General features: G+C 66.1%; 25 protein-coding genes. 14 read left to right on the top strand and 11 right to left on the bottom strand.

Features of this window, described 5'->3' with window-relative positions; genetic code table 11:
- Nucleotides 1-209: 209 nt before the first annotated feature.
- The 3 genes from SLQ30_RS12165 to SLQ30_RS12175 all read right to left on the bottom strand — a co-directional run bounded on the left by SLQ30_RS12165 (nt 210) and on the right by SLQ30_RS12175 (nt 1,743).
- Nucleotides 210-494: a hypothetical protein gene (locus SLQ30_RS12165; RefSeq protein WP_319446552.1), complete on the bottom strand. Its 285-nt coding sequence runs from the start codon at nt 492-494 to the stop codon at nt 210-212.
- A gap of 578 nt (nt 495-1,072) precedes the next feature.
- On the bottom strand, nt 1,073-1,429 hold the full coding sequence (locus SLQ30_RS12170) for a hypothetical protein (protein ID WP_319446553.1): 357 nt from the start codon (nt 1,427-1,429) through the stop codon (nt 1,073-1,075).
- The gene (locus SLQ30_RS12175) at nt 1,426-1,743 is read right to left on the bottom strand and encodes a hypothetical protein (protein WP_319446554.1); all 318 of its coding nucleotides are present in this window, start codon (nt 1,741-1,743) and stop codon (nt 1,426-1,428) included. Before SLQ30_RS12175 ends, SLQ30_RS12170 begins: the two co-directional genes overlap by 4 nt.
- Nucleotides 1,744-1,963: 220 nt before the next feature.
- On the opposite strand from SLQ30_RS12175, the gene eccA reads away from it, so the two are divergent.
- From eccA to SLQ30_RS12190, 3 genes are all read left to right on the top strand, one after another.
- Nucleotides 1,964-3,781 (top strand): type VII secretion AAA-ATPase EccA, encoded by a 1,818-nt coding sequence (eccA, locus tag SLQ30_RS12180; protein ID WP_319446555.1) that lies wholly within the window; start codon nt 1,964-1,966, stop codon nt 3,779-3,781.
- Nucleotides 3,782-3,796: 15 nt separating this feature from the next.
- Complete coding sequence (locus SLQ30_RS12185; RefSeq protein WP_413468016.1) at nt 3,797-4,891, top strand: MinD/ParA family protein; 1,095 nt, start codon at nt 3,797-3,799, stop codon at nt 4,889-4,891.
- A gap of 72 nt (nt 4,892-4,963) precedes the next feature.
- On the top strand, nt 4,964-6,442 hold the full coding sequence (locus SLQ30_RS12190; RefSeq protein ID WP_319446556.1) for a cytochrome P450: 1,479 nt from the start codon (nt 4,964-4,966) through the stop codon (nt 6,440-6,442).
- Here SLQ30_RS12190 and SLQ30_RS12195 read toward each other — a convergent pair.
- Complete coding sequence (locus SLQ30_RS12195) at nt 6,331-6,939, bottom strand: maleylpyruvate isomerase N-terminal domain-containing protein (protein WP_319446557.1); 609 nt, start codon at nt 6,937-6,939, stop codon at nt 6,331-6,333. The genes SLQ30_RS12190 and SLQ30_RS12195 overlap by 112 nt on opposite strands.
- A complete protein-coding gene (locus tag SLQ30_RS12200; RefSeq protein ID WP_413468017.1) occupies nt 6,936-8,063 on the bottom strand; it encodes a citrate synthase 2 in 1,128 nt (375 codons plus the stop codon). The genes SLQ30_RS12195 and SLQ30_RS12200 overlap by 4 nt, the downstream gene beginning before the upstream one ends.
- Before the next feature lie 117 nt (nt 8,064-8,180).
- Between SLQ30_RS12200 and pdxH the strand changes: the two genes are divergently transcribed.
- The 5 genes from pdxH to SLQ30_RS12225 all read left to right on the top strand — a co-directional run bounded on the left by pdxH (nt 8,181) and on the right by SLQ30_RS12225 (nt 12,888).
- Nucleotides 8,181-8,810 carry a pyridoxamine 5'-phosphate oxidase gene (gene pdxH / locus SLQ30_RS12205; protein ID WP_319446913.1) on the top strand — a complete coding sequence of 210 codons (630 nt, stop codon included), beginning with the start codon at nt 8,181-8,183 and terminating at the stop codon, nt 8,808-8,810.
- Between the two features lie 2 nt (nt 8,811-8,812).
- The gene (locus SLQ30_RS12210) at nt 8,813-10,081 is read left to right on the top strand and encodes an MFS transporter (protein WP_319446558.1); all 1,269 of its coding nucleotides are present in this window, start codon (nt 8,813-8,815) and stop codon (nt 10,079-10,081) included.
- Nucleotides 10,082-10,131: 50 nt separating this feature from the next.
- Nucleotides 10,132-10,809: a TetR family transcriptional regulator gene (locus tag SLQ30_RS12215; protein WP_319446559.1), complete on the top strand. Its 678-nt coding sequence runs from the start codon at nt 10,132-10,134 to the stop codon at nt 10,807-10,809.
- Nucleotides 10,802-11,521: a TetR/AcrR family transcriptional regulator gene (locus SLQ30_RS12220; protein ID WP_319446560.1), complete on the top strand. Its 720-nt coding sequence runs from the start codon at nt 10,802-10,804 to the stop codon at nt 11,519-11,521. The genes SLQ30_RS12215 and SLQ30_RS12220 overlap by 8 nt, the downstream gene beginning before the upstream one ends.
- Nucleotides 11,522-11,586: 65 nt before the next feature.
- Entirely contained in the window at nt 11,587-12,888 is a 1,302-nt protein-coding gene (locus SLQ30_RS12225; protein ID WP_319446561.1) for a citrate synthase, read from the top strand.
- Here the strand turns inward: SLQ30_RS12225 and SLQ30_RS12230 are convergent.
- Together SLQ30_RS12230 and SLQ30_RS12235 are read right to left on the bottom strand one after the other, a co-directional pair.
- Nucleotides 12,864-14,510 carry an FAD-dependent monooxygenase gene (locus tag SLQ30_RS12230; RefSeq protein ID WP_319446562.1) on the bottom strand — a complete coding sequence of 549 codons (1,647 nt, stop codon included), beginning with the start codon at nt 14,508-14,510 and terminating at the stop codon, nt 12,864-12,866. The genes SLQ30_RS12225 and SLQ30_RS12230 overlap by 25 nt on opposite strands.
- A gap of 97 nt (nt 14,511-14,607) precedes the next feature.
- The gene (locus SLQ30_RS12235; protein ID WP_319446563.1) at nt 14,608-15,243 is read right to left on the bottom strand and encodes a TetR/AcrR family transcriptional regulator; all 636 of its coding nucleotides are present in this window, start codon (nt 15,241-15,243) and stop codon (nt 14,608-14,610) included.
- A gap of 126 nt (nt 15,244-15,369) precedes the next feature.
- Between SLQ30_RS12235 and SLQ30_RS12240 the strand changes: the two genes are divergently transcribed.
- On the top strand, nt 15,370-16,806 hold the full coding sequence (locus SLQ30_RS12240; protein WP_413468031.1) for an MFS transporter: 1,437 nt from the start codon (nt 15,370-15,372) through the stop codon (nt 16,804-16,806).
- Entirely contained in the window at nt 16,796-17,218 is a 423-nt protein-coding gene (locus SLQ30_RS12245; RefSeq protein ID WP_319446565.1) for a MarR family winged helix-turn-helix transcriptional regulator, read from the top strand. Before SLQ30_RS12240 ends, SLQ30_RS12245 begins: the two co-directional genes overlap by 11 nt.
- Here the strand turns inward: SLQ30_RS12245 and SLQ30_RS12250 are convergent.
- The gene (locus SLQ30_RS12250) at nt 17,215-18,759 is read right to left on the bottom strand and encodes an NAD(P)/FAD-dependent oxidoreductase (protein ID WP_319446566.1); all 1,545 of its coding nucleotides are present in this window, start codon (nt 18,757-18,759) and stop codon (nt 17,215-17,217) included. The genes SLQ30_RS12245 and SLQ30_RS12250 overlap by 4 nt on opposite strands.
- 27 nt (nt 18,760-18,786) lie before the next feature.
- Nucleotides 18,787-19,035, bottom strand: a complete 249-nt coding sequence (locus SLQ30_RS12255) for a DUF2630 family protein (RefSeq protein WP_319446567.1) — start codon at nt 19,033-19,035, stop codon at nt 18,787-18,789.
- 31 nt (nt 19,036-19,066) lie between these two features.
- Between SLQ30_RS12255 and SLQ30_RS12260 the strand changes: the two genes are divergently transcribed.
- From SLQ30_RS12260 to SLQ30_RS12275, 4 genes are all read left to right on the top strand, one after another.
- Complete coding sequence (locus tag SLQ30_RS12260; RefSeq protein ID WP_319446568.1) at nt 19,067-19,435, top strand: FKBP-type peptidyl-prolyl cis-trans isomerase; 369 nt, start codon at nt 19,067-19,069, stop codon at nt 19,433-19,435.
- A gap of 162 nt (nt 19,436-19,597) precedes the next feature.
- Complete coding sequence (locus tag SLQ30_RS12265) at nt 19,598-20,611, top strand: OmpA family protein (protein ID WP_319446569.1); 1,014 nt, start codon at nt 19,598-19,600, stop codon at nt 20,609-20,611.
- Nucleotides 20,612-20,623: 12 nt separating this feature from the next.
- The gene (locus SLQ30_RS12270; protein ID WP_319446570.1) at nt 20,624-20,776 is read left to right on the top strand and encodes a hypothetical protein; all 153 of its coding nucleotides are present in this window, start codon (nt 20,624-20,626) and stop codon (nt 20,774-20,776) included.
- Nucleotides 20,776-21,978 carry a hypothetical protein gene (locus SLQ30_RS12275; RefSeq protein ID WP_319446571.1) on the top strand — a complete coding sequence of 401 codons (1,203 nt, stop codon included), beginning with the start codon at nt 20,776-20,778 and terminating at the stop codon, nt 21,976-21,978. Before SLQ30_RS12270 ends, SLQ30_RS12275 begins: the two co-directional genes overlap by 1 nt.
- A gap of 5 nt (nt 21,979-21,983) precedes the next feature.
- On the opposite strand, the gene SLQ30_RS12280 is transcribed toward SLQ30_RS12275, so the two are convergent.
- Both SLQ30_RS12280 and prrA read right to left on the bottom strand, forming a co-directional pair.
- Nucleotides 21,984-23,324, bottom strand: a complete 1,341-nt coding sequence (locus tag SLQ30_RS12280) for a HAMP domain-containing sensor histidine kinase (RefSeq protein ID WP_319446572.1) — start codon at nt 23,322-23,324, stop codon at nt 21,984-21,986.
- Nucleotides 23,321-24,028, bottom strand: coding sequence for a two-component system response regulator PrrA (gene prrA, locus SLQ30_RS12285; RefSeq protein WP_319446573.1), 708 nt, complete (start codon nt 24,026-24,028; stop codon nt 23,321-23,323). The genes SLQ30_RS12280 and prrA overlap by 4 nt, the downstream gene beginning before the upstream one ends.
- Between the last annotated feature and the right edge of the window lie 80 nt (nt 24,029-24,108).

The following is a 24,108-nucleotide window of genomic DNA, read 5'->3' on the forward strand; positions in this document are numbered from 1 at the left end:
GGGGAGCGTCAGGTGGTTTGCCATCAGCAAATGGTGGCAGGCCCAGACGTTCAAGAATTTCCTTGACTGGCAAATTCAGATAATCTTGCAGACTTTGCTCTTGAGCAGCGATTACCGGCGCTGGGTCGTAGCCGGGCATGTACTGAGCTAGCTGACCCGTTGGATTGACCGGCGCGGGAGGCAAAAGTGCGGCCATCGGTATCGTCCGGTCAGGCGCTGTCGGTGGTGACGATGGCGGCCTGGGAGGCGCCGGTGGCGGCGCTGACGCCCGCGTGAACCCCGCCGACGAGCAGTGTGCCAGCCAAATTGTTTGACTGCGCAGGGCCGTACGCCATCAAATAGCTCGCGCCGATCGGTCCGAGCGCGACTGCCGCGGTGGTAAGCATCGCGGCAGAATCGGCCGAACCAGCGGTCGTGATCGCTTCCGACGCGGCCGCGCTGGCGGCGGCGAACGCCGCCATGCCGTCGGGAACGGCGGCAAAAACCTCAGCCATTGTGTCAACACCTTCCCGGCGCGGGGTTCGCATGTGTCTTGCAGCGGATAATCAGACTATAGCGGCGAAGTTCGGTCACAGCTAACTATTTTCGAGCGCAATTGGAATTTCAATATTGACGAGCAAACAATTGACGGGCGGTCTAATTGCTGAGCAAATGGGGGCCACGTAGTTGATGGCCTGCGAATAGGCGAACTACCTCGGCGCAATGGTCGGGCTGGTGAAGTCGCGGCCTTTGCCCGCTGCGCGGGGCGGCCAGTCGAGCAGCGCCAAGGTCGCGTCCGAACCGCCTGTCCAGGACCGTGAAGTTGGCGAACTTACGGTAACGGGTATCCAATCGGCGGGCCAACACCGTCCCGTGGAGTTTCCGTGCTCGTAACTTAGTCATTCGAGCAAACTTGCTGGAACGACGACTCGTATAGCGCGAGTACCGAAAAGTGTTGCACCACAGTGCGGTTGCTTGGGGCCGCGGCAAACGTTTCGAAGTGCCCACCGCAAATCTAGACCGGCTGCCGTACCAGGCTCGTCGGATGCGTCACTCGGACTGTGGCAAACGTCGATTAAGTGCGGCGGTTACGTTAGGCGCGATCACGCTCGAAAGTGGTGCCATCCCAACGGGTTAGGGGTGCCTGTCGTAGCTCGTCCATACGGCTGCGGAACTCGTCGGAGAGGAATCCGTGCCGTACCGTCGCCACGCCCGCGGCCGCCTGCGCGGTCTCGACGATGAGCTTGGCCAACGCGTCGGCACCGAGCTTGTGGGCACCGGCGCCCAGCCACAGCCCCGTCATCGCGCCGTATCCGTCGACTTCGACACTGACGTTCTGGTCGCGGCTGGTGACGCGGGCGGAGATGGATCTGCAGTGCTCGTCCATCGCGGCCACCAGGTCCCGCTGCTTGACGATGCGGGCGATCAGCGCATCGGCCAGTCCGGTCACACCGACCTCCTCCAACTCGTCGGCAGGTCGTCCTCGTCGCCGAGCACCTCTTCCTCGGCCCGCGCGAGGTCCTCTTCGGTGGCCAGCGGTAGAGCGCGGACAACCGTTGCGCTGTATCCCTTTTCGACCAGGTCGCGACGCCGGGCTACCTGGGCTCGAGCCGCCGAGAGCCGGCACAACGCCATGATGTCGCGCGCAAGGTGCTCCGGCGGCTTCTTCAGTTCGAGGGCGTCCAGGCGCAGCGCGAGCGGAAGTCCGCGCTCGGTGGTGAGCACCGAAATGGTGCCACCGCGTGATTGCACTGGCTGCGTCATGCGCTGGCCTCCTTGCGGCTGGCGGTCCTGACCGACTCGATGAACGGCGCCGTGTTGTGCCTTCAAAACTTAGTACAATCACGGGCATCCGTTCGCTGCCCGGCGGGACGGAAGTAATGTGCAAATTGCTCATGTCGCACAAACTGTTCGGATCGCAACGGTCCAGCTCTCGCGTACTCCGCATGGGCGCACCTCGCAGTGAGGAGACAGGTCGCCGCCGATGAATGGCACCAGTGACGTCCAGAGAGTGTTCGACGCGGGCGTGCTGTCGCTCGGCATTCCGATCGACGGGCTGGAGACCGAGCGAGACGTGGCGTACGCGGCGCTCGCATTCAAGCGCGCCACCGAGTACGACCCCGACATGTGCGACGCGTGGTTGGGGCGGGCCGCGGCCGGTGACACCAGCCCGGAGGTCATCTATCACCTGTACCGGACAAGCACCATCTCCTTTCTCCGCGAGCAGCGCCGACTCGGGTTGCCGCCACGCGCACTGAGTGGGCGATTCCAGACTGGGCTGTACCTGGACTACCCGCTGAGCACGAACACCGAGATCTGGCTTGCGTACGCGGCCAGCATGATCAACGCCAACGACTACGACGAGGCCGAGCAAGTCCTCGACGAACTGGACACCCGACGGGCGGCAATGGCTGGCGGTGACGCCGCATCCGATCAGATCTGTGCATACATCCGCGGGGTGCTGCATTTCACCACCCAGCGGTGGACCGATGTGTTGACCGCGCTTAGCGATTCGGCGTCGTTCGAGGACGAGTACATCGCGGCGGGTGCCCATCTCATGGTGGGATCGGCGTGTGCGCAGATGGGTTTGTTCGGTGAAGGAATTCGCAGGCTGGACAAGGCGATCGACGGCCCGATTCCGGCCGCCCGTCGAGCCGCAGAGTTCTGCAAGGGCCTGACGCTGCGCGAGCAGGGCAATGCGCAGGAGGCGCGCGTCATCTTCGAGCGCATCTACAGTGAGGAACCCGAATTCGAGGCGAATGCCGCGGCGTTGGCCGACCCGAAGTTCCGGCTGATCGTCACCAGCAAGGAGATGATCGACTCGCGCACCGACCGGTGGGACCCGGCCAGCGCCCCCAGCGCCGAGGACCTGCTCGCGGACGACGGTTCCGAACGTGGCAACGAGTACCTACGCGTCGCGCAACAGGAATTGGATCGGCAGATCGGCCTCTCAGAGGTCAAACTCCAAGTCGCCAAACTGAAGTCGGCTGCGATGCTGGCCAAGATTCGCGGCGACAAGGGCCTGACCGCGGCGGCCCGCAGCCTGCACCTTGCGTTCACCGGTCCGCCCGGCACCGGCAAGACCACCATCGCGCGCGTGGTGGCCCAAACCTATTGTGGGCTCGGGTTATTGCGGACTCCGGCAATCGTCGAGGCCAAACGTCATGACTTCGTCGGGCAGCATCTTGGCAGCACCGCCCTCAAGACCACCGCGCTGATCGACTCGGCGATGGACGGAGTGCTCTTCATCGACGAGGCGTACACGCTGATCCAGACCGGGCTGTCCGGTGGTGACGCCTTCGGGCGGGAAGCGGTGGACACGTTGCTCGCCAGGATGGAAAACGACCGCGACCGACTGGTCGTCATCATCGCCGGCTATGACGCCGAAATCGATCGGTTCCTGGTGTCCAACGAGGGATTGGCGTCCCGATTCTCCAAACGGATTCGGTTCTCCTCGTACGACGCACCGGAGTTGGGCGACATCGGGCGGCTGGTCGCACGCGCGCGTGACTCCGAACTGTCCGAATCCGCCTACGAGGAACTGGTCGCGACGTGCACGGTGCTGTGCCAAGGCGAGGCGCTCGACTCGACGGGGCAACCGCGCCGCAGCATCGATCTCGTCGGCAACGGGCGGTTCGTGCGAAACGTGATCGAGGCCGCCGAGGAAGAACGCGAATACCGGCTGAGCGAAAGCCACGGCACGAACCTGCAGGCGCTCGACGAGGCTGCGCTGATGCGTATCGAACTCACCGATATGCAGGCGGCGCTCAAGCAAGTGCTCGGCATGCTGACTCCGAACTGACGAGGACAAGCGGACATGACTCGGATTTATCACCCGCCGACGAACGGCGCAGGCCGACCGTTGCGCGACGACGACACCGTGCCCATCCGCCCGGTGGTGGAGCCACCGAGTGGTCCTGCAACGCCCCCCTCGCCGTCGACCCCGTTCACGAGCGCCACACCGAACACCCATCGGGCGCTGGCACCGACCAGCAGCGAGCTGGGTCTGATCTCCGCTCGGCCTGCGCCCAAATCGGGTTGGCGCAAAGCCGTGCACCGCGCCACTGGGCTCAATCCGGGGGTGTCGGCCAAGGAGACCGATCGCAAGTCGCTCATCGACCGGGTCAACCAGCCCGTGCGCGGCCCGTTCCGCATCGCCGTGCTTTCGCAGAAGGGCGGCGTCGGCAAGACCACAACCACCGTCGGGCTGGGTGCCACGATGGCGGCGATGCGCGGCGATCGCGTCGTCGCGGTCGACGCCAATCCCGACTTCGGCACCTTGGCCCAGCGCGGGCCGGACGAGACCGATTCGACGGTTCGCGATCTGTTGCTCGATGGCGGCATCGTTCGGTATTCCGACATGAGGCGGCACACCTCGCAGGGCTCGAGCCGGTTGGAGATTCTGGCCTCCGAGCGTGACCCGGCAACGTCAGAAGTGTTCTCGGAAGCCGACTTTCGTGCCGTGCTTCGTGTGCTGGAGCGCTTCTACGACATCATTCTGACCGACTGCGGCACCGGGCTGGTGCACTCGGCGATGGCCGGGGTGTTGGCCGAGGCCGACGCCATCGTGATCGTGGCGTCTCCCGCAGTCGACTCGGCTCGCAGTGCGCTCGCGACCCTGGATTGGCTTGAGCACAACGGCTATTCCCGGCTGATTCCGGGGGCGACGGTTGTCATCAGCGCTTCGCGGCCGGGTCCGCTCGGACTCGACGTCGACAAACTGGCCGGCCATTTTCTGCCCCGCGTACATGCGCTGCACATCATTCCGTTCGACGACCATCTGGCCGAGGGCGCCGAGATCGACGTCGACCGGTTCAATCGCCGGACCCGACAGGCCTTCCTGCAGCTCGCCGCCACCATGGCCAGCAGCTTCGTCAGGCTGAGCACCACGCCCCGCTACTCGCGAGCTTGACTTCCCATTGACCCGAAATATAAGTAGTCCACTACTCAGTGCCGCGTCGCCATCCGCGGTGATGCTGCATCCATGCTCAAGACCGATGGCAAGTCCGACATCACGGCGCTACCCGTCGTGCCCCTCAACCCGCTGCCCCTTCGGCACGCGCTGAAAGTGATTCGCCGGTTCCATACCGGCCTTGAAGAGTTGCGTGACACTGGCGGGCCCGTCACGCGGGTCAAGCTGGGGCCGTCGTGGCTCGTGCCGGAATTCGTGTTCACCACCTCGCCGCAAGGCGCTCACGACGTGCTCGGCACTTCCGACGCGATCGTTGAGCGCACCATCATGCACCACGAGCTTCGAAAGTCCATCGGCGCCAGCCTGTTCGTGATGAAGCACGAGGAATGGTTGCCCCGCCGCCGGATGCTGCAACCGCTCTTCACCAAGAAGCACGTACGTGCCTTCGGCAATGACATGGCCCAGGCCGCCGAGACGGTGGCCACGAGTTGGGGCTCCGATCGCGACGTCGACCTCGACGTCGAATGCCGGAAGTTGACCATGCGCGCGTTGGGGCGTTCGGTGCTGGGCCTTGATCTCGACGAGCAGGTGGATCGGCTCTCAGAACCGCTTCGGGTCGTCATCGGGTACATCGCGGATCGGGGGATGTCACCCGTGCACGCGCCGCGGTGGGTGCCCACCCGCAAGAATCGTCGGGCCCGCGCCGCGAGTGCGGCGCTGCGCAGCCTCGCCGCGGACGTGCTGAAGGCCTGCCGGGAAGATCCGGAGCGTGATGCGCCCCTGGTTCGCGCACTCATGGCCGCCACCGATCCCGCGACCGGGCAAGGCCTGACCGACGCGCAGATCCGCGACGAACTGATCGTCTTCATCAGCGCGGGCCACGACACCACCGCGACGACGATGACGTACGCGCTCTGGCAGCTCGGCAGGCATCCCGAACTGCAGGAGCGGCTTCGCGCCGAAGTGGACGCCATCGGAGACCGTCAACTCACCCCCGAGGACGTACCAAACCTTGGCTACACCATGCAGGTCCTACATGAGGCGCTGAGGCTCTGCCCTCCCGGCGCGGCCAACGGGCGGCTCGTCATGCAGGACATCGAGGTCGACGGCTACCGCGTCAAGGCGGGGTCACTGGTGACGGTCGGCGTGTACGCCCTGCAGCGTGACCCGCGGCTCTGGGACAGGGCGGCGGAATTCGACCCCGGTCGGTTCCGTCCCGAACTGGCGAAGAGCATTGACCGCTGGCAGTACCTGCCGTTCGGAGCCGGACCGCGGACGTGCATCGGTGACCACTTCGCGATGCTCGAACTCGCACTGGCGCTGGCGACGATCGTCCGTACGGTCGAACTCGGCTGCGCGCAAGATGAATTCCCGATGGCGACGCCGTTCACCACGGTCGCGGACGGCCCGGTGACTGCTCGCGTCACCCGTCGGGCCGGCTACACCACGGAGAACGGGTCGGGGAGCGGTGCGCGCCCGGTTAGCGCCAAGAGGACCGGGGTGGCCTGTCCGATTGCCGTGGCGACACCTGCGGCCAGCACCGTCGCCTGATCGAGCACGTCGTCGGGAAGCGTGAACTGAACGCCCGACGCGCGCACGATGTCGAGCCCGTGCACGGCCAGTTCGAACGTCCGGGTCGGCAGGTAGTTGCTCAGTCGGATGCCGAGGCCGCCGATGACCGCGATCAGCGGGTCGCCTGCGCCGTCCAAGTCGCCGAGCGCCCGATCGACCAACGCGTCGACGGTCGCCGCGGGATCGGGCCCCAGGTCGCGCCCGGCCTGCCTACCGCGTTCGATGATCGCGGCCGAGCCGGCGTTGGAGGCGTACTCGCGGATCTTCGCGTAGTAGTCGTGCGGGCTCGTCACGTCCTCTTGCGATGCGGTCGTTGTCAGGTACGTGCTCACCGTGATCAGCGAGCGCGAGGCGTGGCCGACGAGCGCGCGCAGGTCCCAGTCGCCTAGCCCCTGCCCATCCCACGCCGACGCCGGGAGTTCATGTACGAGGCCCGCGAAAGCTTTTGCCGCCGAGCCAAATACGGTGTCAATCATGGCTGTCGCAGCTGATCCCAGCCGTCGACGGACTCGGGACTACGCGGCGCAGGCCCGACGTAGATGGCCGCAGGCCGCACCAGCTTGCCGAGCCGTTTCTGCTCGAGAATGTGTGCGCTCCAGCCCGCGGCGCGCCCGCACGTGAACATGGCGGGCATCATCTTCGAAGGCACGTCCGCGAAGTCGAGGATGACCGCGGCCCAGAACTCGACGTTGGTTTCGATGGCGCGGTCGGGCCGCCGCTCCCTCAGTTCGGCGAGCGCCGCCTGCTCAAGCGCGAGCGCCACGTCGAAGCGCGGGGCCTCCAGTCGCTTGGCGGTGGCCCGCAGTACGCGGGCGCGCGGGTCCTCGGCCCGGTACACCCGGTGCCCGAAGCCCATGAGCTTGTCCTTGCGGTCGAGGATGCCCTTGACGACGGAGCGTGCGTCGCCGGTGCGTTCGACCTCTTCGATCATCGGAAGCACGCGCGCGGGGGCACCGCCGTGCAGCGGACCGCTCATCGCGCCCACGGCACCGGACAGCGACGCCGCCACGTCGGCGCCCGTCGACGCGATCACCCGTGCGGTGAACGTCGACGCGTTCATGCCGTGCTCGGCTGCACTCACCCAGTAGGCGTCGATGGCCTCGATGTGCTTGGGATCCGGATCGCCCTGCCAACGCGTCATGAAACGCGCTGTCACGGTGTCACATTCGTCGACTCGACGCTGAGGCACGGCGGGCTGGTAGATGCCGCGGGCCGACTGTGCGACGTACGACAGCGCCATCACCGACGCCCGGGCCAGTTGATCGCGCGCGGTGGCGTCGTCGATGTCCAGCAATGGTGCGTAGCCCCAGATCGGCGCCAGCATCGCCAGGCCGGCCTGCACGTCGACGCGGACGTCTCCGGTGTGGATCGGAAGCGGAAACGGCTCGGCTGGCGGCAGGCCGTGGCCGAACCGTCCGTCGACGAGCAGGGCCCACACGTCGCCGAAGGTCACTCGGCGGTCGACCAGGTCCTCGATGTCGACGCCGCGGTAGCGCAGCGCACCGCCGTCCTTGTCGGGTTCGGCGATCTCGGTGGTGAAGGCGACGACGCCTTCAAGCCCCTCGACGAATCCGTCGGGCACCGGGGAAATAGCTGTCATGAAGCCGATTCTTGCACCACGGCGACGGCTGATTTCTTCCGGCCGGTAACGGCTCGGAGAATACGCGGGCGTAGCGTTCCACCGGTGACTTTGGAGGGCGGTGAACACCTCGCGCGAATGCGGGTGGAGTACGGATCGGTGGAGAAGGACGGTAGCCCCGACCTCGATGCGGACTGGCTCGCCGATGGCTGGGTTGTCTTGCTGCGCAACTGGTTGTCCGACGCTGAGCGCGCGGGTTGCTCCGAGCCCAACGCCGTGGTGCTCGGGACGGTCGACGAGCGGGGAAGACCCGTTACGCGCACGGTGTTGTGCAAGGGCGTGGACGAAAACGGCCTTGTGTTCTTCACCAACTACGACTCCGACAAGGGCAACCAGTTGGCCGCAACGCCGTACGCGTCGGCGACGTTCCCGTGGTATCGGCTCGGCCGTCAGGTCCATGTGCGTGGGCTCGTCACCAAGGTCTCGCCGGAGGCGACCGCCGACTACTGGTCGAAGCGGCCGCGCGGTTCGCAGTTGGGGGCCTGGGCGTCGCACCAGTCCAGCCCGATCGCCTCGCGTCAGGCGCTCTTGAGCCAACTCGCCGACGTCACCGAACGGTTCGCCGACCTCGAGGCCGTACCGGTGCCGCCGAACTGGGGCGGCTACCTCGTCGCGCCGGAGGTCGTCGAGTTCTGGCAGGGCCGAGAGAGCCGCGTGCACAACCGAATTCGCGTCGACCAGGGCCGCGTCGAGCGGCTGCAGCCGTAGGGGTGGCCGGCCTCTTCGCCGACACCACACCGCTGCGGACACCAGACTTCCGCAGGCTGTGGTTGGCGGGCATCGTCACCGTCATCGGTGGAAACCTGACGATCTTCGCCGTGCCCGTCCAGCTGTACGCGCTGACGCAGAACTCCGTCTATGTCGGGCTGTCGGGCCTCTTCGCGCTGGTACCGCTTGTGGTGTTCGGCTTGTGGGGTGGCGCGTGGGCAGACGCCATGGATCGCCGACTGCTGCTGATCATCACCTCCTGCGGGCTTGCGGTGGCCTCGGTCCTGCTGTGGGTGCAGGCCGCGCTGGAGCTGAACAACGTGTGGGTGGTGCTGTGCCTGCTGTCCCTGCAGCAGGCGTTCTACGCGGTCAACTCGCCCACCCGCTCGGCGGCCATCCCGAGGATGCTGCCCGGCGACCAACTGCCCGCCGCCAATTCCTTGAACATGACGGTGATGCAGTTCGGCGCCATCGTCGGCCCGTTGCTGGCCGGGCTGATGTTGCGCTGGGTGGACCTGTCGACGCTTTATCTGATCGACGCCATCACGTGTGTCACACCCATCGTCGTGACCTTCCAGCTGGCCGCGATGCCACCGACCGCGCGCCAGGATTCCGCGTCCGCAGGCACCAAGTGGGGGTTTGCCGCGGTGCTCGACGGATTCCGCTATCTCTCGGGCAACCGGGTGGTGCTGATGTCGTTCGTGGTGGACCTGATCGCGATGATCTTCGGCATGCCGCGCGCGTTGTTTCCGCAGATGGCGCACCAGAGCTTCGGCGGGCCGGTCGAGGGCGGTACCACCATGGCGTTGCTGGCCGCGGCGATGTCGGTGGGCGCCGTCGCAGGCGGGCTCTTCTCAGGGTGGCTGCCTCGAATCCGGCGCCAGGGGCTTTCCGTGGTGTGGTCGATCGTCGTCTGGGGTGCCGCGATGGTGGGGTTCGGCATCGCGAGCGGGCTGGCAGGGGGCCACGCTGGGGTCTTTCTATGGATCGCGCTGGCGTTCCTGGCCGTCGGCGGTGCCGCGGACATGGTGTCGGCCGCATTCCGCTCGACGATCCTGCAGCAGGCCGCGTCGGACGAACTGCGCGGAAGGTTGCAGGGCGTCTTCACGGTCGTCGTGGCGGGCGGGCCGAGGTTGGCCGACGCCGTGCACGGCGCGGCGGCCGCCGCGGTCGGCACCACGATGGCCGCCGCGGGCGGTGGCGGGTTGGTCGTGATCGGGGTCGTCATCGCGTCGCTGGCGGTTCCGGCGTTCGTTCGCTACCGGGTGTGAAGGGGGGTCGGGATTGATTAACTCTTGGCGTCGCGGGTTAACATCCATTGGTGGGCAATGTCCTCGGGGAGGCCCCGGCTGGGCTGCGGGAGCGCAAGAAGCAACGCACGAGAGCGATGCTGATCGATGCTGCCATCGAGTTGTGCCTTCGCCACGGTTACGAGCAGACCACCGTCGAGCAGATCGCGGCCGCCGCCGACGTGTCGCCGCGCACGTTCAGCCGGTACTTCGCCACCAAGGATGCGGTGTTCCTCACCCTCATCGAGGACTACGTCGAACAGGTCACCCTCGAGTTGGCGAGTATTCCACCGGACGTCGGTGCGCTCGAAGCGCTGCGCGTCGCACACGTTGCGACCCTGACGCGGGTGGCCAAGCGCCCCACCAGCCGACTGTCCGAGGATCGGATCGTGCTGATGCTGCGCGTCATCAACGCGTCAAATGCGTTGCGGCAGGCGGCCTTCGACTACAAGCACGAACCTTCCCACGTGTTCGTGGCTCAGCGGTTGGGTGTTCCGGTCGAGGATCGGCGGGTCCAACTGGTTGGGGCCATCTTCTCGTCGGTGATCGTCACCGCGTGTGGTGACCTCATCGAGCACACCGACGGTGTACGACTCGGAGCCGACGTCATGATCGACCGCCTGAATGAGACCTTCGCGCAGTTGGCACTTCTCGCGGCCGAGCTGCGGCCGCCCGTTGAGGAGCCGTCGTACGCGGCGGTGAATGGCTGACCCAGCCGGATCGGGCATCCGGGAACGCAAGAAGGTTCGGACCCGGGAGGCCTTGGTCGAAGCCGCAACCGAGCTCTGCCTGCGTCAGGGCTTTGACAACACCACCGTCGAGCAGATCGCGACCGCCGCCGACGTGTCCACGAGAACGTTCAGCCGGTACTTCGCCAACAAGGGTGCGGTGGTCGCTGCCATCGCGGACGAAATGGACGTGCACATCGCTACGGCGTTGAGCCGACAACCCGCCGAGCTCACCGAATATGAGGCGTTGCTGGCAGCTCACCTGGCGGTCTTCGCGCCCGACACGGGCCGGCTGACGCCGGGCTTCCAGCGCATGGCGGCGCTCATTGCGATCGTCAACGGTTCGCACTCGGCCAAGGCGTCGGCGTTCGCCCATCAGCGGGGCATCTCGCAGAATGCCGCCATGACGGTGATGGGCAGGCGGATGGGCGTGGCTTTCGACCATCCCGCGGTGCGGCTCATCAGTGACATGTGGACGATGCTTTTCGCGACGTCGTTCAGCGGGCTCGGCCTGCCCGGGAATGATCCGATCGAGCCGAAGGTGGTCTGCGATCGCCTGTGTGCAACGTTCGAGGTGTTCCGTCGATCCTGGTCGCCCTGGAATGACCCCGAGCATGACCCCGAGCATGTTGCCGGGGATGAAGAGGACAATGGACTCCAGCATCGCCAACCCCCCGCAAGCGCTCCGGGTTGAGAGCGACTACCTTCCACTAGTGACGGAAAGCTTCGTCGAAGATCGTCAACGCAGAAGGGGTTACCGTGCCCGACACCTCCAGTTCCGACGAGGTCGCCAAGCTCAGTTATCCGGGGGGCGAGATCGACCTGGAGATCGTGAAGGCCACGGAGGGCTCTGACGCGATCGCTCTTGGGTCGCTGCTGGCCAAGACGGGATATACGACGTTCGACGGCGGTTTCGTGAATACCTCGGCCACCAAGAGCGCCATCACCTACATCGACGGTGACGCGGGCATCCTGCGCTACCGCGGCTATCCGATCGAGCAGCTTGCCGAGAAGTCGACGTTCATCGAGGTCAGCTACCTGCTGATTTACGGGGAGCTGCCGACGACCGATCAGCTGGAGAAGTTCACCACCCAGATCCAGCGGCACACCCTGCTGCACGAGGATCTGAAGCGGTTCTTCGACGGCTTCCCGCGCAACGCGCATCCGATGCCGGTGCTGTCCAGTGCGGTCAACGCGCTGTCGGCCTACTACCCGGACTCGGTGGATCCGCTCGACAACGAGCAGGTCGAGTTGTCGACGATTCGGCTGCTGGCCAAGCTGCCGACCATCGCCGCGTACGCGTATAAGAAGTCGGTCGGCCAGCCGTTCCTCTACCCGGACAACTCGCTGACGCTGGTAGAGAACTTCCTGCGGATGACGTTCGGGTTCCCCGCCGAGCCCTACGAGGTCGACCCGGAGATCGTCCGCGCGCTGGACCTGCTGCTGATCCTGCATGCCGACCACGAGCAGAACTGCTCGACGTCGACGGTGCGGCTGGTCGGCTCGTCGCAGGCCAACCTGTTCACCTCGGTGTCCGGCGGCATCAACGCGCTGTGGGGCCCGCTGCACGGCGGCGCCAACCAGGCCGTGCTCGAAATGCTGCAGACCATCAAGGAGGATGGCGGCGACGTCGACACCTTCGTCAAGAAGGTGAAGAACCGCGAGGACGGCGTCAAGCTCATGGGCTTCGGACACCGCGTCTACAAGAACTACGATCCGCGGGCGCGCATCGTCAAGGAGCAGGCCGACAAGATCCTCGGCAAGCTCGGTGTCGAGGACGACCTGCTCGACATCGCCAAGGCGCTCGAAGAGGTCGCGCTGACCGACGACTTCTTCGTCGAGCGCAAGCTCTATCCGAACGTCGACTTCTACACCGGTGTGATCTACCGCGCGATGGGCTTCCCGACGCGCATGTTCACCGTGCTGTTCGCGCTCGGCCGGTTGCCGGGCTGGATTGCGCACTGGCGTGAGATGCACTCCGAGCCCAGCAAGATCGGCAGGCCGCGTCAGATCTACACCGGGTACACCGAACGGGATTACGCCGGCATCGACGGCCGGTAGGGTCGCGCTCCGCGGCTGAGCAGGCTCGTTAGCGCGCGCCGCAGCTCGTCTGCGGGATCTGTAGGTTCGTCGCTCGAACGCCATGCGACGAAAGCGTCGGGACGGACTAGCAGTGCCTGCCGTGCTTGGAGTCCCGTGGTCTCGGCCCACGCGCCGTCAAGGTCCACCGCGTCGCCGTCGGGCCCGATGGAGCGAACCGTTAAGTCGATCTCGGCGCGACGGGATCCGGACGCCCATCCGCTCGCGTCGCCACCGGTGAGCAGGGTGAAACCCGTTCCCAGGAGGTCGAGCGTCGACACCCGGCGACCTCGGTATTCGACCCAGGTATGCGGCACCCGCGTGCCGGGTTGCCCCCGTAAGACGTCGACGAGTTCGGGGACGGAATCCGTCGAGGCGAACGGGTCCGACGCGATGACCGCCGAGGAGCGGTACCGGTAGCCGGTGAGCAGCGCGAACATCGGCACTTCGTCGTCAAGATGCGGAGGTGGGCGTTGAGGGTCGGAACGGAGTAGTGCCGCCGGTGGCCCGGTTAGCGACTGGTGCGCGCTGAGCGCCCCTACAGGATGCCGCTCGGCGTGGTACGTGTCGAGCAGCTTGGGCCCGGCCGAGTGCCGCAGGACACCGGCGAGTTTCCAGGCCAGATTGTCGGCGCTCTGGATCGCGACGTTGGCGCCGCCCGCCTTGAACGGTGGCATCGCGTGTGCGGCGTCGCCGACGAAGAAGACACGGCCGCAACGAAACTGGTCGGCGACCCGCTCGTAGGGCTGCCAGGTGGCAACCTCGATGAGCTCGAGCTCGATCGGTTGTCCGAGTGCGGCGAGCAGAAGTTTGCGGCACCGCTGTTCGGTGAACTCAGCCGCCGTCTCTCCTTGGGTGGGCAGGTAGGTGGTGACGAACATGGCGAGATCGCCGTCTGCGGGTACGAACACCCCGTCGACGTCGGGGTTCTTGACACCTACTCCTGCGCCCTCGTTCAGGTGTGGGAACGACGTCCGCCAAGGCGCGCGGAAGTAGATGAAGATCACGTAGATGGGCAGCGGCCCGTAGCCGCTCGTGGTCACGCCGAGGTCCGTGCGAATCCCCGAGTGGACACCGTCGGCGGCGACGAGATAGTCGGCGCGAACGCGGGTGCGGCGCGACGACTTCAGGTCGCAGATGACCGCGGTGACGCCAGCTCCGTCCTGCTCGAGTGTTTCCAGGGCAGTGCCGTACCACGCTCGACTTGCACTGTCGCGCAGGTAGTTCAGCAGGATCGGTTCGAGTCGGCTCTGCGGGCAGTACAACACCGGTGGCTCGGGACTAACGCTGTCCAGGCCTTCGAAGACCGCGTCGACGTCTAGGCCCGGCGTCTCGTCTGCGCTGTTAAGGCTGGGCTTGACGACCATGTTGGACACACCTGCGCCGACATCGTGCACCGCGTCCCCCACGCCGAGGCCCCGAAGAATTTCTAGGCTGCGGAAGCTTAGATTGCGCGCCTTGGGATAGCGGAACACTTCGTGGCGCTTTTCCACCACCAGCGATTCCACCCCATGTTTGGCGAGCAATGCCGACGTCGAGAGTCCGCCCGCGCCCGCGCCCACGATCAGGACCGGTACCTCGATCGAGTCGCCGGGTGTACGCATACGCCACCTCCGAGAGTTACGGAACTAAATAGTTCCGTATATACATCGTGAGGCATGGTGCGACGAAAGCGCAAGGCCCTACTGCCGTCGATTGGTGCTATTTGCGACTCGCGGTCAGCGGGATGATGACGTCTTCGAGGACGCGCCGGACGAACACCCGGTCGACCGGGCGCCCGCTCACCATCCGCACCATGTTGAGGCCCAGGACGACGTCGGGAAGTAGGGACAGGTCCCGTCCCGCCGGGATCTCGCCGCGGGTGACGGCCCGGTCCAGGATTGACCGAAGGATCTGGCGCGGCGTCGACAACACATAGTCGTCGATGGCGGCGGCCAGCACAGCGTCCTGTACGGCTGCGGTGGCGACGCCAAGGATCACTTTGATTGTGCTGATGTCATTTTCGCTGTAGTGCGGGACGGCTTGTACGAGCGCCTCGATGTCCGTTCGAAGCGACCCGGTATCGATGGATTCGCCGGGGCCGTGTTCGCGGCGCCAGTGCGCGATCGCATTGGCCACCACCTCGGCCTTGGACGTCCACCGTCGGTAGATCGCCGCCTTGCCCACCCCGGCCCGTGCGGCGAGATCGTCCATCGTCATCCGGTCGTAGCCGACCTCGGCGACTCCGGCGAGGGCGGCGCCCAGGATCACGACGTCCAGCGATCGATCCTGCCGACGCCCTCGCGGTCCCGGCGCTGGCGAGGATGCCTGACCAATCGCTGCGCCGTGCGTTTCCATCCCGCTCCTATCGGAACTAGCCCGTTCCGACAAAGGATAGCCGAGCGACGAAGCTCACCCCGCAGTCGTTTGCCAAAGTAATAGTTGTGGATTCACAATAGTTGTGTGAACACAACCATCGATACGCTGACGCCGCGGCGTAAGGCCATCATCTTGGTGTCCTGTTGCCTGAGCCTGCTGATCGTCTCGATGGACGCGACCATCGTCAACGTCGCGATACCGAGCATCCGCACCGACCTGCATGCGTCGCCGTCGCAGCTGCAGTGGGTCGTCGACGTCTACACCCTGGTGCTGGCGTCGCTGCTGATGTTGTCGGGCGCGACGGGCGACCGCTTCGGCCGCAGGCGGATCTTCCAGATCGGGCTCGTCGTCTTCGCGATCGGCTCGCTGCTGTGCAGCCTCGCGCCCAACATCGAGACGCTGATCATCGCGCGACTACTGCAAGCGGTCGGCGGCTCGATGCTGAATCCCGTTGCCCTGTCCATCATCTCGCAGGTCTTCACCGGTCGCGTCGAGCGTGCGCGCGCACTGGGCTTCTGGGGCGCAGTGGTGGGCATCTCGATGGCGCTCGGACCGGTCGTCGGCGGTTTCCTGATCGAGTTGATCAGCTGGCGCGCCGTGTTCTGGATCAACTTGCCGATCTGCGCGGCCGCCATCGTGCTGACGGCGATCTTCGTGCCCGAGACCAAGTCGAAGACCATGCGCAACATCGATCCGATCGGTCAGGGGCTGGCGGTGTTGTTCCTGTTCGGCATGGTGTTCACGCTCATCGAAGGCCCTGGTTACGGCTGGAGCAACCCCCGCGTCATTGCGGTCGCGGTGGTGGCGGTGATCGCCTTCGTGGCGTTCCTGCGCTACGAGTCCAAGCGTCACCACCCGTTCATCGACCTGCGCTTCTTCCGCAGCATTCCGTTCGCGGGCGCGACGCTGACCGCGATCTGCGCGTTCTCGGCGTGGGGCGCGTTCCTGTTCATGATGTCGCTGTACCTCCAGGGCGAGCGTGGGTACTCCGCCATGCACACCGGCCTGATCTACGCCCCCATTGCCATTGGCGCGCTGGTGTTCTCGCCGATCTCCGGTCGAATGGTCGGCCGCTTCGGCGCTCGTCCGTCACTGCTGGCGGCGGGCGTCCTCATCACCACCGCGTCGATCCTGCTGACGTTCCTGACCAAGACCACCCCGGTGTGGGGACTACTGGTGATCTTCGCCGTGTTCGGCATCGGTTTCTCGATGGTCAACGCCCCAATCACCAACGCGGCGGTCAGCGGAATGCCGCTGGACCGGGCGGGTGCGGCCTCGGCGGTGACGTCGACCAGCCGTCAGATCGGGGTGAGCATCGGTGTGGCGCTGTGTGGTTCGATCGCCGGGTCGGCGCTCTTGCACACGGGCGCTGACTTCGCGGCGTCTGCCCGGCCGCTGTGGTTCATGTGCATCGGGATCGGCGTCGTCATCACGGTGCTGGGATTCTTCTCGACGACACCGCGCGCATTCCAATCGGCCGAGCGGCTTGCTCCGCTGATCGCGGGTACCGCCGCACCCAAGGTGAGCGTCCATGCCGGATAACCCGATTGCCAACGACGTGTGGCGTGCCATGGCCGCGGTGGTCTTCGACAACCGCGATGTGTGGCGGCGCCACGTCATTGAAGCCACGGGCTTGCCCTTCAGCCGAGTCCGGGTGCTCCGCCGCCTCGCCAGGCGGTCGATGACGGCGAAGGAGATCGCCCACGCCGCGTCCATGGATGCACCCGCCACGTCCGTCGCGGTCAGCGACTTGGAGGATCGCGGTCTCGTTGTGCGGCACGCGGATCCGACCAATCGCAGATGCAAGGTCATCTCGCTTACCGACGCCGGCCACCAGGTGGTTGCCAGTATCGACGGGATCGATGACCCGGCTCCGCCTTCGTTCGCCGCGCTCAGCGCTTCCGAACTGGAGACCCTCCGCGCGATCCTGACGAAGCTGACCGGTTCCGGCTAGCTCTCCACGACCGCCATCGCGGCGTTGTGTCCGCCGATGCCAGAGACCGCGCCGCCCCTGCGGGAACCGGAACCACACAACAGGATCCGGTCGTGTGCAGTCGCCACTCCCCAACGGCGGGCGGGAGTATCGAGCGGTTGGTCGTCCTCGACGAACGGCCAACTCAGCGCCCCGTGGAAGATGTTGCCGCCGGTCATGCCGAGCGCGTCCTGCAAGTCCGCCGTCGTCTTGGTCTCGATGCATGGATGACCATGAGCGTCCTTCATCACCACGTCCTGAATCGGCTCGGCGAGCACCGAATTCAATGAGGCGAGCACCGCATCGGTCAGCGTCTGCCGGACTGCCGCGGGGTCGGCCGCGGCGGTCAACCGGTGGGGCGTATGAACCCCGAACACCGTGAGCGTCTGAGCCCCGGAACGTCGCAATGCCTCGGACAGGATGGTCGGATCGGTGAGCGAATGGCAGTAGATCTCGCAGGGCAGCGGATCGGGCACGTCGCCACCGGCGGCGCGGTCGTAGGCGGCGTCGAGTTGCGACATCGTCTCGTTGATGTGGAATGTGCCACCGAACGCCTGCTCCGGTGCGACGGATTGGTCGCGAAGCCTCGGCAGTCGCTCCAGCATCAGGTTGACCTTCACCTGCGCCCCTGGTGCGAGTTCGGGTTCGGCGTCTCCGAGCAGCCGCGCGAGCACTGCTGGCGTGACGCCCGCCAACACCCAGCGCGCGCTGACCACGTGTTCTCCATCGTCCTTGCGGTAACGCACCTCTCCATCTGGGGTGATTGAGTAAACCTCTGCACCAGTGACGAGTTCGGCCCCGTGAGATGATGCGGCGGACGCCAGTGCCCCGGTGACGGCACCCATGCCACCGATCGGGACGTCCCAGTCTCCGGTGCCGCCGCCGAGTAGGTGATAGAGGAAGCACACATTCTGAGCGAGCGAGGGGTCGTCGGTCCGCGCAAACGTTCCGATCAGCGCATCGGTCGCCATCACGCCGCGCACTAGGTCGTCACAGACCGCGTCGGTGATGGCCGTGCCGATCGGGCGCTCGAACAGTGCGTCCCACGCGGCGCCCGTGTCGGGATCACCGCCGTCGGTGACGTATCGCCGTGCGTCCGTCGCCGTGCGAAGCGGTTGCATCAACGTGGGCCAGAGCCGTTGAGTCACTATGCGGCAGCGGCGATAGAACTCGTCGAATCCGGCCCGGTCGACGCCCGCTCCGATGGTGTCGAACGAGCCGCCGGGGCCCACCAGCAGGCCGGTGCGACCGCCGGTGGCCGGATCAGGCGTGTACGACGAGTAGCGGCGCCGGGCCAGCTGAACCCGCGCGCCTAGGTCGTCGACGATGCGCTGGGGAAGCAGGCTGACAAGATACGAGTACCGCGACAGACGCGCGTCCACCCCGTCGAAAGCTTGCGCCGAAACTGCCGCTCCACCAACACTTTCGAGTCGTTCCAGCACCTGAACCCGGCGGCCCGCCCTTGCCAGGTAGGCCGCGGCCACCAACGCGTTGTGGCCGCCACCGACGATGACGACGTCCAACGGTGCTGCTGCGGTGACGGGCGTTGGTCAGCCTAGATAGCCCTCGACCTGGCCGGGTGGGCGCACTCCGGCCTGACCGGGGTCCTGGCCCGTCTCGCGTAGCGCCCTTCGCTGCCGCAGCAGATCCCAGCACTGGTCGAGCTGAACCTCCACCGCGCGAAGCCGCCGATGCTCATCGGTTTCGTCGATCTCGTGGTGTTGCAGCTTCGTCCGTAGTTCCTGCTCTTCGGCGACGAGTTTATTGACGTCATCGAGAATGTCTCGGTCCTTGTCCACCTGCCCAGTGTGCCCGACTACCGTGAGGGTCGTGGCCAACGACAAGAAACCCGAGATCGACTTTCCCGACGGTCCCGCTCCTGCCGAGCTCCTCATCGAGGACGTCATCGTCGGTGACGGCGATGAGGCAGTTCCCGGCGGAACCGTCACGGTGCACTACCTCGGCGTCGAGTACGACACCGGCGACGAATTCGACAGTTCCTGGAACCGCGGCGAATCCATCGAGTTTCCGCTTCGCGGGCTGATTCAGGGCTGGCAGGACGGTATTCCGGGGATGCGGGTCGGAGGGCGGCGCAAACTAGTGATCCCGCCGGCTCAGGCTTACGGCCCAGAGGGTTCCGGACATCGCTTGTCGGGCAAAACGCTCATCTTCGTTATCGACCTGCTCGGCGTTCGCTGACGCGGGGGTAGCAAACGGGCTGTGCTACGGCACAGTTCGCGTCGAAGTTCGCCGAATCGTCGGATTCCGACGAAACTCTACCGGCTGCTCTTCGTCGGCTCTAGGCTCTAATTTGCCGCATCCGTGCTACATCGTCTTAGTGCGCCGACGACAGGAGTGACCATGTCGGGTTCCGAGGAAGACCGCGCCGTCACTGGCTGGCGGACCGAGTCGAGGTTCTATCGACGCAAACCGGGCGCAGGCTGGCTGTGGGCACTCCTGGCCATTCCATTGCTGCTCGCCGTGATTGGCTGGGGCTGGCTGAACGGGACCAATAATTCCGGACAACTGACGATGCCGTCGATCAATCCCTCGAACAGTCTGTCGGTGCCGACCGCGCCGTCGGCCCCCACGGGTGAGGCAAGTGTCGGCTTCCCGGGGATGTCAATCGTGCGCAGTGGCAACGATTTGACGCTCACCGGTGAACTGCCGGACGCCGACTCGAAGAAGGGATTGCTCGACTCGCTGAAGTTGGTGTTCCCGGGTGCCAACCTCATCGACAAGCTCACCGTCACGCCGGGCGTCAAGGCGCCCGACATGGCTGCGCTGGGCGGATTGTTCAGCGGGGTCGTGGACATTCCCGACTTCAACCTCAACCTCGACGGCGACACGTTGACGCTGACGGGCACCGCCCCTTCCGAAGCGGTGAAGGCGAGTGCCGAGTCGAACGCCCAAGCCGCATGGCCGAATGTGAAGATCGTCAACAACATTGAGGTCAATGCGGCTAGCCCCAGCGCACCCGCGCCACCCGCGCCGGGACCTGGTGCCGGCGGCGCTTGCGCGAATTTGCAGGCGGACATCTCCAGCCTGCTGCAGACGCCGATCAACTACGACACCAACGGCTTCGCGCTCGCAGCCAACTCGCAGGGTCTGGTTGCTCAGATCGCGGACAAGTTGAAGGCGTGCCCGGACGCACGGGTGGCGGTGATCGGATTCACCGACAACACCGGCAATGACGCCATCAACGTGCCGCTGAGCGGCAACCGCGCGAAATCCGTTGCAGATGCGCTCGTTTCCGATGGGGTCGCTGCCGATCACGTCTCGTCGCGAGGTGAGGGCTCGGCGAATCCAGTTGCAACCAACGACACCGTCCAGGGTCGGTCGCAGAACCGTCGCGTCGAGATCACGGTCAGCTAAGGAGATTTGGACATGGCCTTCTTCATTCAATGGGTGTGGTACCTGCTCGCATTCCTGGTCGGTTCCTTGGTGGCGTGGTTGATCGCGGTCGTGACGGTCAAGCGCACCAGTGAGGAAGAGGCATTCGCCGATCTACCCGGCTCACGCGAGATCGGAGCACGGTAATGCACAACGTGAACTGCTGGCTGCTGGCGCTGGCCTTCTTGCTCGGCCTGGTAATCACGCTCGCCTTCTTGCTCAGGCGGGTGAAAAGGGAAGTGCCCGAGTATGGGTCGGGCGGTGGCTCGGCGCGCTTGACCGGTCCGTCGGCGGGCCTGAAGGCTCCGAAGGTGGATCTGCCCGACGTGGACGCGCCGACGGCCAAGGTGCCGAAGATCTCGAGTGGCGGTGCCGTGGCAGCCGGCGCGGCGGGTGCCGTTGGCGGTGCCGCGGCCGCGAAACTCACTGGCTCCGGCGGCGACGTGGATACGCCGACGGCCAAGGTGCCCAAGGTGGACGTGCCTGACGTGGACGCGCCGACTGCGGTAGTGCCCAAGGTGGATGCGCCGAAGATCTCGGGCGCCGGTGCCGTGGCAGCAGGCGCGGCGGGGGTTGCCGCCGGTGCCGGAGCTGCGAAACTCGTTGGCTCGGGCAGTGACTCGGGCAAGGACTCCGAGCCGTACGGAGCGGGTTCGCTACGTCTGGCAGGTGGCGCGGCGGCCCCATCGGGGTGGACGATCAAGGGCAACGAGGATTCGATGCTCTACCACACGACCGAGAGCCCCTCGTACAAGCAGACGATCGCCGAGGTGTGGTTCCGCGACGAACCGACCGCGGAGCGGGCCGGGTTTACGCGATGGGACAAGGGCCGTAGTTCCGGTGGTGGCGGTGGTATTGCCGCGTTGGCCGATGTTCCTGCGGGTAAGCACGGTCCGGGGTCGGCGACGCCCGGTGCCGGTGGCAGCGGCCCGCAGGGGTGGACCATCAAGGGCAACGAGGATTCGATGCTCTACCACACGACTGAGAGCCCGTCGTACAAGCGGACGATCGCCGAGGTGTGGTTCTTCGACGAGGACACCGCGCGGAAGGCCGGCTTCACCCACTGGAAAGAAGGCCGCAAGACAACGGGCGCAGCCCAATTCGCCGCGATCGAGCCGGAGGTGCCGCCGGGTCCGCATGGTCCGGGATCGGCTACGCCGGGGCCCGGTGGCAGCGGTCCTGCGGGCTGGTCCGTCAAGGGCAACGAGGATTCAATGCTCTACCACTCGACCGAAAGCCCGGCCTTTGACGTGACCGTCGCCGAGGTGTGGTTCCGCGACGTGGCGACGGCAGAGGCGGCGGGGTTCAACCGCTGGGACAGCGGCAAGTCCCAACGCGGGAAGCACTAGACGTCCTACTGGGGCCCAGGCAGTCGCAGCAGTAGGCGGGCGCCACCAAGCGGGCTTTGCTCCAACGATGCGGTGCCGCCGTGTAGTTCGGCCTGTTGTGCAACGAGCGCGAGTCCGAGGCCGGACCCCGAGTGGGAGGCGGTCGAGCCGCGCGTAAATCGGTCGAAGACGCGCGTGCGCTCTTCCTCCGGCACACCGACACCATCGTCGTCGATGGCGATCTCGACTCCGGCCCGCGAGCTCACCGCGGACAGCTGAACGCGGGTGGCGCCGCCGTGCTTGACCGCGTTGGCGATGGCGTTGTCAACAGCCAGTCGCAGCCCTGCCGGCAGGCCGATGATGATGACGGTCGGGGCGGGCACCAGCGACACGTCGAGATCGCCGAACACGCGCATGGCGTCATGGGCGGCGCGGTCGAGGAGTTCGGTGATGTCGACCGGAACGTGGTCGTCCGACGTCGACAGCTCGCCCTGGGCGAGTCGCTCGAGCGCGCTCAGTGTCGCTTCGATGCGCGTCTGCGTTCGGATGACGTCGTGCAGTATTTCCTTGCGTTGGTCGTCGGGCATCTCGAGCGTCGCCAGCACCTCGAGGTTGGTACGCATGGCCGTCAACGGCGTGCGCAGTTCGTGCGACGACACCGCCGCGAAATCGCGGGCCGACGTGAGCGCAGCTTTGGTCCGATCCTGTTCGTCCCAGATGCGTTGCACCAAACCGTTGACGGCGTCGCCGATCTCGACGGCCTCGGTGGCGCCGCGCACCTCGACGTCGGGCGCCTCACCTCCGACGTCGATGGCGCGCGTCTGCTGCGCGAGTTGTTTGAGCGGGCGCACCGCGAACGCCGCGAGCAACCATCCCGCGAACGTCGCCGCGCCGATCGCCAACGAGCAGATGATCAGCACCCGGCGGTGCAGGTTGTTGGTGTCGGCGATGGTGGCGTTGTAGGTGTCGCCGACGGCGACGGTCATTCCGTCGGGCGCCGAAATCTCCACGGTGCGGACGCGGTAGCGCACCCCGTCGACGTAGGTGTCGGCGTAGCCGGGCGGTAGTTCGGGCAGAACGACGCTGGTGTTCGACGTCACCTGTCCGCCCCTGCGCACCGTGATGATGGCGTCCTGATCGTTGGGCGACTTCGGGATCTGTTCGAGACCCCTCGGCAGCAGCGGGATCGCGAACCCGGCCACTTCGTCGAGCCGACGGTCGAGCCGCTCCTTGCGGTCGTTCGTGATCCCGATCCACACCACGGTTCCGACGATGCCGACGACGATCGCAGCGGCGATGGCCGTGGCGAACGCGACGCGGGTCCGCAGCGACGGTGTCCGCCGAAACGTCCGCGCCAGGATGTTCACTGCTGCCGCAGCACGAATCCCACGCCCCGCACCGTATGGAGCAGCCTCGGCGCACCACCGGCTTCCAGTTTGCGGCGCAGGTACCCGATGAACACGTCGACGACGTTGGTGTCGGCCGCGAAGTCGTAGCCCCACACCAGCTCGAGCAGCTGCGCGCGCGAGAGCACCGCGGTCTTGTGCTCGGCGAGCACGGCCAGCAAGTCGAACTCGCGCTTGGTCAGGTCGACGTCGACGCCGTTGACCCGGGCTCGTCGACCAGGAATGTCGACCTCGAGCGGTCCCACGACGATGGTCTCCGACGAGAACGTCGCCGTCGCACCGCGCCGGCGCAGCAGCGCCTTGATGCGCGCGACCAGTTCGGTCAGCTGGAACGGCTTGACCAGGTAGTCGTCGGCGCCCGCCTCGAGACCGGCCACCCGGTCGTCGACCGAACTACGGGCCGAGAGCACGCACACCGGTACGTCGTTGTCCATGGCGCGTAGCGCGGTGACCACGCTGACGCCGTCGAGCACCGGCATGTTGATGTCGAGCACGATCGCGTCGGGCCGGGTCTCCGTCGCGCTGCGCAACGCCTCGGCGCCGTCGACCGCCGTTGATACGTCGAAACCCGACAGTCTCAGACCCCGTTCGAGCGACGCAAGCACGTCGGGGTCGTCGTCAACGACGAGCACCCGGGGGGAGGCAACGCTGTCCATAGGGGCCATCTTGCCCGATGACCATCCTGCGGCGCGTTAGGCGCGTGACCGCGTGCAACGCGAAACCATGAATTCATCTCGCCAGAGTC

This window comes from Mycobacterium sp. RTGN4, assembly GCF_033804635.1.
GTDB lineage: Bacteria > Actinomycetota > Actinomycetes > Mycobacteriales > Mycobacteriaceae > Mycobacterium.